This is a genomic window from Thermocladium sp. ECH_B (assembly GCA_001516585.1).
In the GTDB taxonomy this organism is placed as follows: Archaea; Thermoproteota; Thermoprotei; order Thermoproteales; family Thermocladiaceae; genus Thermocladium.
Window position 1 is genome coordinate 32197 of sequence record LOBW01000006.1, and the last position, 7141, is coordinate 39337.

General features: G+C 44.5%; 5 protein-coding genes and 1 pseudogene. 2 read left to right on the forward strand and 4 right to left on the reverse strand.

Annotation, left to right across the window (positions count from 1 at the left end; translation table 11 throughout):
* Positions 1-406: 406 nt before the first annotated feature.
* The 3 genes and pseudogenes from AT710_01590 to AT710_01600 form a co-directional block, all read right to left on the reverse strand.
* The gene (locus AT710_01590; protein ID KUO93001.1) at positions 407-1324 is read right to left on the reverse strand and encodes a signal recognition particle-docking protein FtsY; all 918 of its coding nucleotides are present in this window, start codon (positions 1322-1324) and stop codon (positions 407-409) included.
* 2 nt (positions 1325-1326) lie between these two features.
* A complete protein-coding gene (locus AT710_01595; GenBank protein ID KUO93002.1) occupies positions 1327-1794 on the reverse strand; it encodes a hypothetical protein in 468 nt (155 codons plus the stop codon).
* An 86-nt stretch (positions 1795-1880) separates the two neighbouring features.
* Positions 1881-2063, reverse strand: a pseudogene (locus AT710_01600).
* Positions 2064-2523: 460 nt separating this feature from the next.
* Between AT710_01600 and AT710_01605 the strand changes: the two are divergent.
* Entirely contained in the window at positions 2524-3867 is a 1344-nt protein-coding gene (locus AT710_01605; GenBank protein ID KUO93003.1) for a hypothetical protein, read from the forward strand.
* A 444-nt stretch (positions 3868-4311) separates the two neighbouring features.
* Here AT710_01605 and AT710_01610 read toward each other — a convergent pair whose 3' ends face one another.
* Entirely contained in the window at positions 4312-6273 is a 1962-nt protein-coding gene (locus tag AT710_01610) for a molybdenum cofactor biosynthesis protein MoeA (protein KUO93004.1), read from the reverse strand.
* A gap of 112 nt (positions 6274-6385) precedes the next feature.
* Between AT710_01610 and AT710_01615 the strand changes: the two genes are divergently transcribed.
* Positions 6386-6892 carry a hypothetical protein gene (locus AT710_01615; protein ID KUO93005.1) on the forward strand — a complete coding sequence of 169 codons (507 nt, stop codon included), beginning with the start codon at positions 6386-6388 and terminating at the stop codon, positions 6890-6892.
* The last annotated feature ends 249 nt before the right edge of the window (positions 6893-7141 follow it).

Consider the following 7141-nt stretch of genomic DNA (forward strand, 5'->3'; position numbering starts at 1 on the left):
TGTTTTGAGGGGGCCTAAGCATTAGCACTTTATTGCTTGAATAGTCCTTTCTTGACCAAATACATGNGGATGAGGAGATGATTCATTCTACTTGATAAAACGAACGACGAGCCTCGCCTTTCAAGGCTGGGTAAAGCCTAAGCCCTGGCGTTGGTGAGGTAATAGCTTCCCTAGTCAATCAATAGGGAGCGAGGGGCCGACCCCGCAATGCCAAGGGAACGAGTACGCCCGTAAAAGGGGCGTAACCCAAACCNCGGGGAACCCTCGCCAAATGGCGAGGAAGAGGTCAGGGAAGGAGACGAACTAGGGAAGAGCTGCCTAACAGGAATAATGCAAACATCATTTCCTCAAGGACAAGGAGGAGCTGGATGATGCAATTTGTTATGATTGAGGAATATCGCGTTATTTAATTAATCCCAAGTATTCGTTTTATGAATATTGACTTATCAAAACTTTGTAAATCATCATAGCCTTGACCGGTACCCATGAATATTATCGGCTTTTTCAATTCAATCAACAAAGTTAGAATCGAACCGCCCTTAGGATACGCATCCACTTTAGTCACCATTATTGCATTTATGGGCACGTATTTCGCATATGTCCTAGCTATCTCGAGCGCTTCATTACCCATCAATGCATCTGCCACAAAGATCGTTAAGTCAGGTGAAGCCACCCTATGTATCTTCCTTATCTCCTCCATTAGGCTCTTATCTGTATGCATTCGTCCCGCAGTATCAATCATAACCACATCAATATGCCTACTTGAGGCGTGTTGAATTGCGTCATAAACCACTGCCGCTGGATCTGCGCCATACTGATGCCTAATCACTTTAATGCCTAACTTAGTTGCATGACCCTCTAGCTGCTCTATTGCGCCTGCCCTAAACGTGTCGGCAGCAGCCCAAATCACGCTGTACCTCCTATCCAATAGATACTTAGTTATCTTAGCTATGCTAGTTGTCTTACCGTAGCCATTCGGTCCAAGATACATCATAATGAATGGCCTCCCCTTCTTTTCTTCAATGCTTTGAATTAAGTCTAGGTTAGGCACATCCCTTAACAAGTCCATGAAGGCCTCATATAATGAATTATTGATTATGCCTAATCTATCGCCAAAGCGAGGCACACGTATCTTAATTAGGTGGTTCCGCAATGAGTTTATTATTTGCTCCGCCGACTCCAGCGCAACGTCGTATTCAATTAATTCGTTGAATAAATTATCAAGCAATTCATTTACCTCCTTTTCCCCANGTTCCTTCTCTCCTATGGAGCTAGCTATTGTATCGGCGGCCTTCTTAAACGCGTCACGTATCTTTTCAAACATGGTTATGACTTAGCTTGAGGTTGCCTTCCTTGCGACTGTAACTGTTGATATATTATGGTCAATACATTGCGTACCTCATTACTTCGCCGCATTGCCTCAGCTAATTGCTCCTCTAGCTTGGACTTAATTGCTTGAGTTTCTTTTAGCCTATCATCAAGCATGGAAATTGCTCGTTGGATCTCCATTTCAGCGACATAGCCGGCNCCCACTGACATCAAAATTGGCGTATTTACTTGAGTAGTAGCCTTCACGAATGCACCTGCACCTATGGATACGAATGAATCATCGATCTGTCCCTTACTCATGGTCTCCAGCACGGACTTGGCGTTTCCATAATCCCTTAATGTAGCATCTATTACAGCTATGTTCTGGGTAAGCGTATTAATGATTGCATTTAATTCCTCATACTCCCTACTAAGCTCCTCTAATTGTTCTCTTGTTATTACTAATCTTCCTTGATCCGACACCATAATCACCTTAATTGCTGTTCCCCAAATATAACTAACCGANCCAGCGATAATAATTGATGCAATTCTTTATTGGAAACCATTGATGGATCCAACGCCTCTACAGACTCTATCCTTATTAGGTGCCTCTTGACCCTATGTAATCCACCAATATATGTATAGATCTTCTCCTTTGCATCCATCTCATTAATTGCAACAACATCCTTCTCTATGTTTTTCCACCCATCCACATCCCTAAACATTCCCTTAACCCTGTAAACCCTAACTGACATTAAGGAAACCTCAAAAGCAATATTAAATAAGCTTTTCTAAATATTACCCTCCCATCGCTCCCATAACTACTTGAGAACCAGAATCTACTGGTCCCCTCCCCGCCCTAAAGGGCAGGTTTTGTAGTTATCTGAATCATAAATTCCCAATAAATCGCCAATGGTAAATCCATGAATTGATTATGAACTATTCTTCCTTTGTCCATTATTTGCGTGTCCACTTAATGGTAACGCAATCTTAATGCAAACCTCGAATGCTTCATTAACTATCATTACCTTAACAACATGAAACTTAGATGCGTCATATCCTCAACCCAACTCATGTGAATGTCATATAGCTGCATTAACTCAATTGCATAATCATATAAGGAAACCACAAATTAAACAACTTCCTATTTTGAGATCCATGCAAGAAGCGTTTCTGAAACCTCATGTTTATAAATTGATCCGATCTAGACCATTTATGGGTAAACTATTCGGCACTAATGGAATAAGATTGGAATTCCTGGAGGGAAAGTATGATTTACTGCAAATAGCTAGGATTGGGGAAGCCATTGCATCATACTTTAATGGAGGAGAAGTATTAATGGGAAGAGACGCGAGAACAACTGGAATCGCTATTTCAAATATAATTAGCGGAATTCTTTCAATGTATGGAATAGAGGTTCACGATATGGGTCTAGTGCCGACCCCCGTGCTTCAATACATAGTTAAGGCGGAGGGGTATGATGGCGGGGTAATGATAACTGCGAGCCATAATCCTCCTCAATATAATGGAATAAAGGTGATGAATAAGGATGGCATAGAGGTATCTCGTGAGGAGGAGACAAGGATTGAAGCGCTTTATGATGAGGCGCGGCCTGGAAAGTCATATAGTGAAGTGAAGCCCATAAGGGAGATCGATGCTGGCTACATGCTGAGGACCTACGAGNACCACTTGTTAGAACTTTTTCCAAGCGAATCAATTAAAAGATTTGTTATTGCCGCGGATTTTGCTAATAGCGTGGCTAGCCTTGTATTGCCCAGGATCCTTGAAGAGCTGGGGATCCGGTTAAAATCGATAAATGGCCACTTAAGTGGATTATTTCCAGGACGGTTGCCGGAGCCTCGGCAAGATACTTTGCTGGAGACCGCCAAGGCAGTAAGGGAGATGGGGGTTGATTTCGCTGTTGCATTTGATGGAGATGGAGATCGTTCTATGTTCATTACTGGAAAGGGGGAGGTAATTCCAGGCGATAGGTCAGGCCTAATACTTGCCGAATCGCTACTTGATGAGGAGGAAGGGGGTTATGTTGTTACGCCTGTGTCATCATCATCTATGGTGAAGGCCGAAGTGGAGAAGAGGGGTGGGAAGGTTATATGGACAAAGGTTGGTTCCGTAGATGTAAGTCATACCTTAATGAGGACCGGAGGCATCTGTGGTTTTGAGGATAATGGAGGATTTATTTGGCCACGGCATCACCCAGTGCGCGACGGCATATCTACCACGCTGCTCATGATGCATGTCCTCAGCGAAAAGGGAAAGAACTTGGATCAGGTCTACTCTGAGCTGCCATCTATGTTTCTATATAGGGATAGAATAGAGATGCCTAGAGAAAGGGCGATGAGGATCATCGAGGCGATTCAAAAGGAAGTCTCGAATGCCGTAACTATTGATGGAGTTAGGGTTGATTATGATGATTCTTGGTTCTTGATTAGGCCGAGCGGCACTGAGAATGTGCTTAGGATAACAATAGAGGCAGTAAGCAATGATAGGCTAGAGGAATTAAGGAAGTGGATCTTCTCCTTTATTTCGAGAATTAATTAGGCCGCTAATGCTGTGAGCTACCCCGCCCTTAAGGGCGAGGCTTCCCCGCCCCGCCTTGCCCAACGTCACGGGTAGTGGGCGGAGCTCCACGGGCGNCTCCCGCCCCGCATGCCTTGCCCAACGAAGGGCATTGCACGCCTCTCACGCAACCTCAACTGGGCCTTTAACGCCCTCAACGTCTGTCCGTCAGTATATGCTCTAAACCTAAACCCCACGATGGGCATCAGAGGAACAGGAACGTCACTAATATAAAGTTATTCCCTCCTCATCCCCGCCATAAATGGCGAGGCTTCCCCCATGCGTATAAACCCTCATCATGAAATTAATGGACGAGAAAATTCGGGCCTCCTTGCTGGGGAATATTTATTGATTACAGCTCATNATAAAACAATGAAGTTCATCCNCCCAATTAGTAAGAAAATTATGAGTTTCAGCATGTTAAGGCTAGGCGGGAATCACTGCATCGCCTATTCCGCTTGTTATCTGGTAACCTGGTAATTTGGTTAATTCTTTTTGGAAAATTGATGATTTAAGTAAATCGATGAATGCTTTAACGCTATCTTTATTGAGTCTAGATCTAGGTACTGCAAAGTCGTAATGTTCCATGGATAATGGAATGAAATCCAATCCATACATATGCGCTGCGGCTCTTATGCCGATCCCAGCATCGGCCTTGCCTTGATGTATGGCTGCGGCGACCGCTGTGTGTGTTTTGACCTCATAATAGTACCCATTTATCCCTTTAACTAAGTCACTTAGTCGCATCCCATTTTTCTCGGCTAATCTTTTAAGGAGTGAATCAAGCAGGAACCTAGTTCCGGCTCCTTTATTCCTGTTAACTATTGCTATGTCATTTCTCAAGAAATCCTCAATAGACTTTATTCCCTTGGGGTTCCCACGTTGAATTATTATCCCTTGCTCTCTCTGGTATCCTCGAATCATGACCACCTTGTCCTCGCCATATTTTTGCATGAATGGTAAATTATATTCCCCAGTTTCCTCATCTATTAGATGAAGGCCAGCTATATCGGTCTCTTCATTGGAGGCCGCGATTAATCCATTCAGTGAACCAACGTTTATCACCTTAACCGTGATCCACTTTGGAAGCAACCGCGCTGCTATATCTATTCCTAAGTCATGGCTGCCCACGAAGTATAGGTTAGCAGGTTTATATTCATGCGTAAACAGGGTAACAGTGACTTCATCGCCCTTATCCAGGAACTCCACGTTCTCAGGTACTTCCATAAAGCCATCCGCAAAGGCAAGCGTAGATATTGCCCCGGACTCCGCCGGCAATGGATATGCAATGACTTGGGAACCCGTGTCTATGAGGCTTACTGGCGTTAATGCCCTGCGCCCACGTGCTCCTTCGGCCTTCGCCGCTAGCCTAGCCTTTACTTTGGTTTCATCTATTGGATAGCATTGCATTGCGGATAGAATTGGTTTCACCAATAGATTAAATATCATTAATGAGCTATTAGGATACCCCGGTAATCCCATTATTATTTTGCCGCTGGATGAAATTGCGGCAACCGTGGGTTTTCCCGGCTTTACCTTAAGCCCATGAAGTATTATGCCGGGGGGTCCTATTGAGTCAAGGACCTTATAAGTTATGTCTGCTACTCCAGCAGATGTTCCGCCGGAAACCAATACGATGTCCATTTCCATTCCAACCTCTATGAGTTTCCGTATCTTTTCCTCATCATCCTCTGCCACTCCAAGGAAGATAGGGACTCCTCCGGCTTCGCGCACTGCATGGGCTATGCTATACGCATTTACATCATATATCTTTCCTGGACCCAATGGGTTTCCAACATTGACGAGTTCATTACCAGTTGACACTATAGCGACCTTGGGTTTTCGAATGACTGGGATCCGCTTCATGCCTATTGATGCCAGTACGCCAGCCTCCCTCTCCTTAATCAATGTGCATCCCCTAAGCACTAATTCACCCATCATTATATCAGAACCCGCTGACATAACGTTCTCCGTGGGGGTAACAGCCCTATAGATTATCACGTCGTTTCCCTCAATCTTAGTATACTCAACAGGTATCACTGCATTGGCTCCGCGGGGGAGAGGTGCCCCAGTCGCTATCTCCACAGCAGTGCCATTAGTTACTTCTAGCTGTGGCGCATCGCCTGCATTTATTTCCCCGATGAGCCTTAACTTGGTGGGATGAAGTTCATCGACATTGAATGTATCCTCAGCCTTTAGGGCGTATCCATCCATGGTTGCTCTATCGAATGGTGGAACATCGATTCCGGCATATATATCAGTGGCCAGGACCCTCATGTAGGAATCCTCAATATTTACCACTTCCGTGTCGAGAACCTTGATATAAGCCATGAGGCGATTCATGGCCTCCTCTGGGGTTAAGAGATCATGAAATATGACTCGCTTCATTGCTGCGGGCCCTCTGCCTCACTTAATAAACCCTTATTTGCAACAGGCTTGTTCAGCGCACTTTAACTAATACAAGGGAAGAATTTAAAAGGGTTCCCGCACATTATGCTCAATGCAAATAATAGAACTAGGGCCTAATTATGCCGATGAGATAAGGAGACTCTATGAGAGTTTATCCAGGGAATCGATAGAGAGCAGATTCATGTGCCCCGTGAAGGATATAGATTCATATATAGATAGGTTACTTAAGCGTAATCCAATAATACTTGGTGCAGTGGAGAACGGCGAATTAATAGGAATAACGGAAGCGTATCCACTTGATGATGGATCCACCGCGGAAATAGCGGTAACGGTTAAGGATGAATACCAAGGNAAGGGAATAGGATCAATATTGTTTAGACATACTCTTGACTTATTAAGAAGCAGGGGATTCAAGAAGGCCATTGCCTATACATCCATCGACAACTTGCGGCTAATAAAGATGGGACGCAAGTNTAACGGAAAATTCAAATACATGGGGGACATGTACGAGATAGTGTTTGACTTAGAGAAGCAGCAATCATTTATACACACGGGGAAAACCTCGCCATTTATGGCGGGGATGGGGGAAATACTTTAAATATTTGATGTTCCCGTTTTTCTGATGCCCATCGTGGGGTTTAGGTTCAGAGCATACACCGATCGACGAACGTTGAGGGCGTTAAAGGCCCTTGGAGGTGGCTTGTGAGGTCTATAACACCCTACGATGGGCAGACACGTACTTCTACCAAAGGGATGGGAAGGAATTAACCCTCACGGAGCTGAGGCAACTAGCCCTCGACCTCAGGAAACAAGATGAGGAGTACCAACAATTATACTCACAGGTAGT

Excerpts from the sequence above, each read along its gene's own strand:
- AT710_01610 (KUO93004.1), bottom strand. The coding sequence starts at position 6,273 with ATGAAGCGAGTCATATTTCATGATCTCTTAACCCCAGAGGAGGCCATG.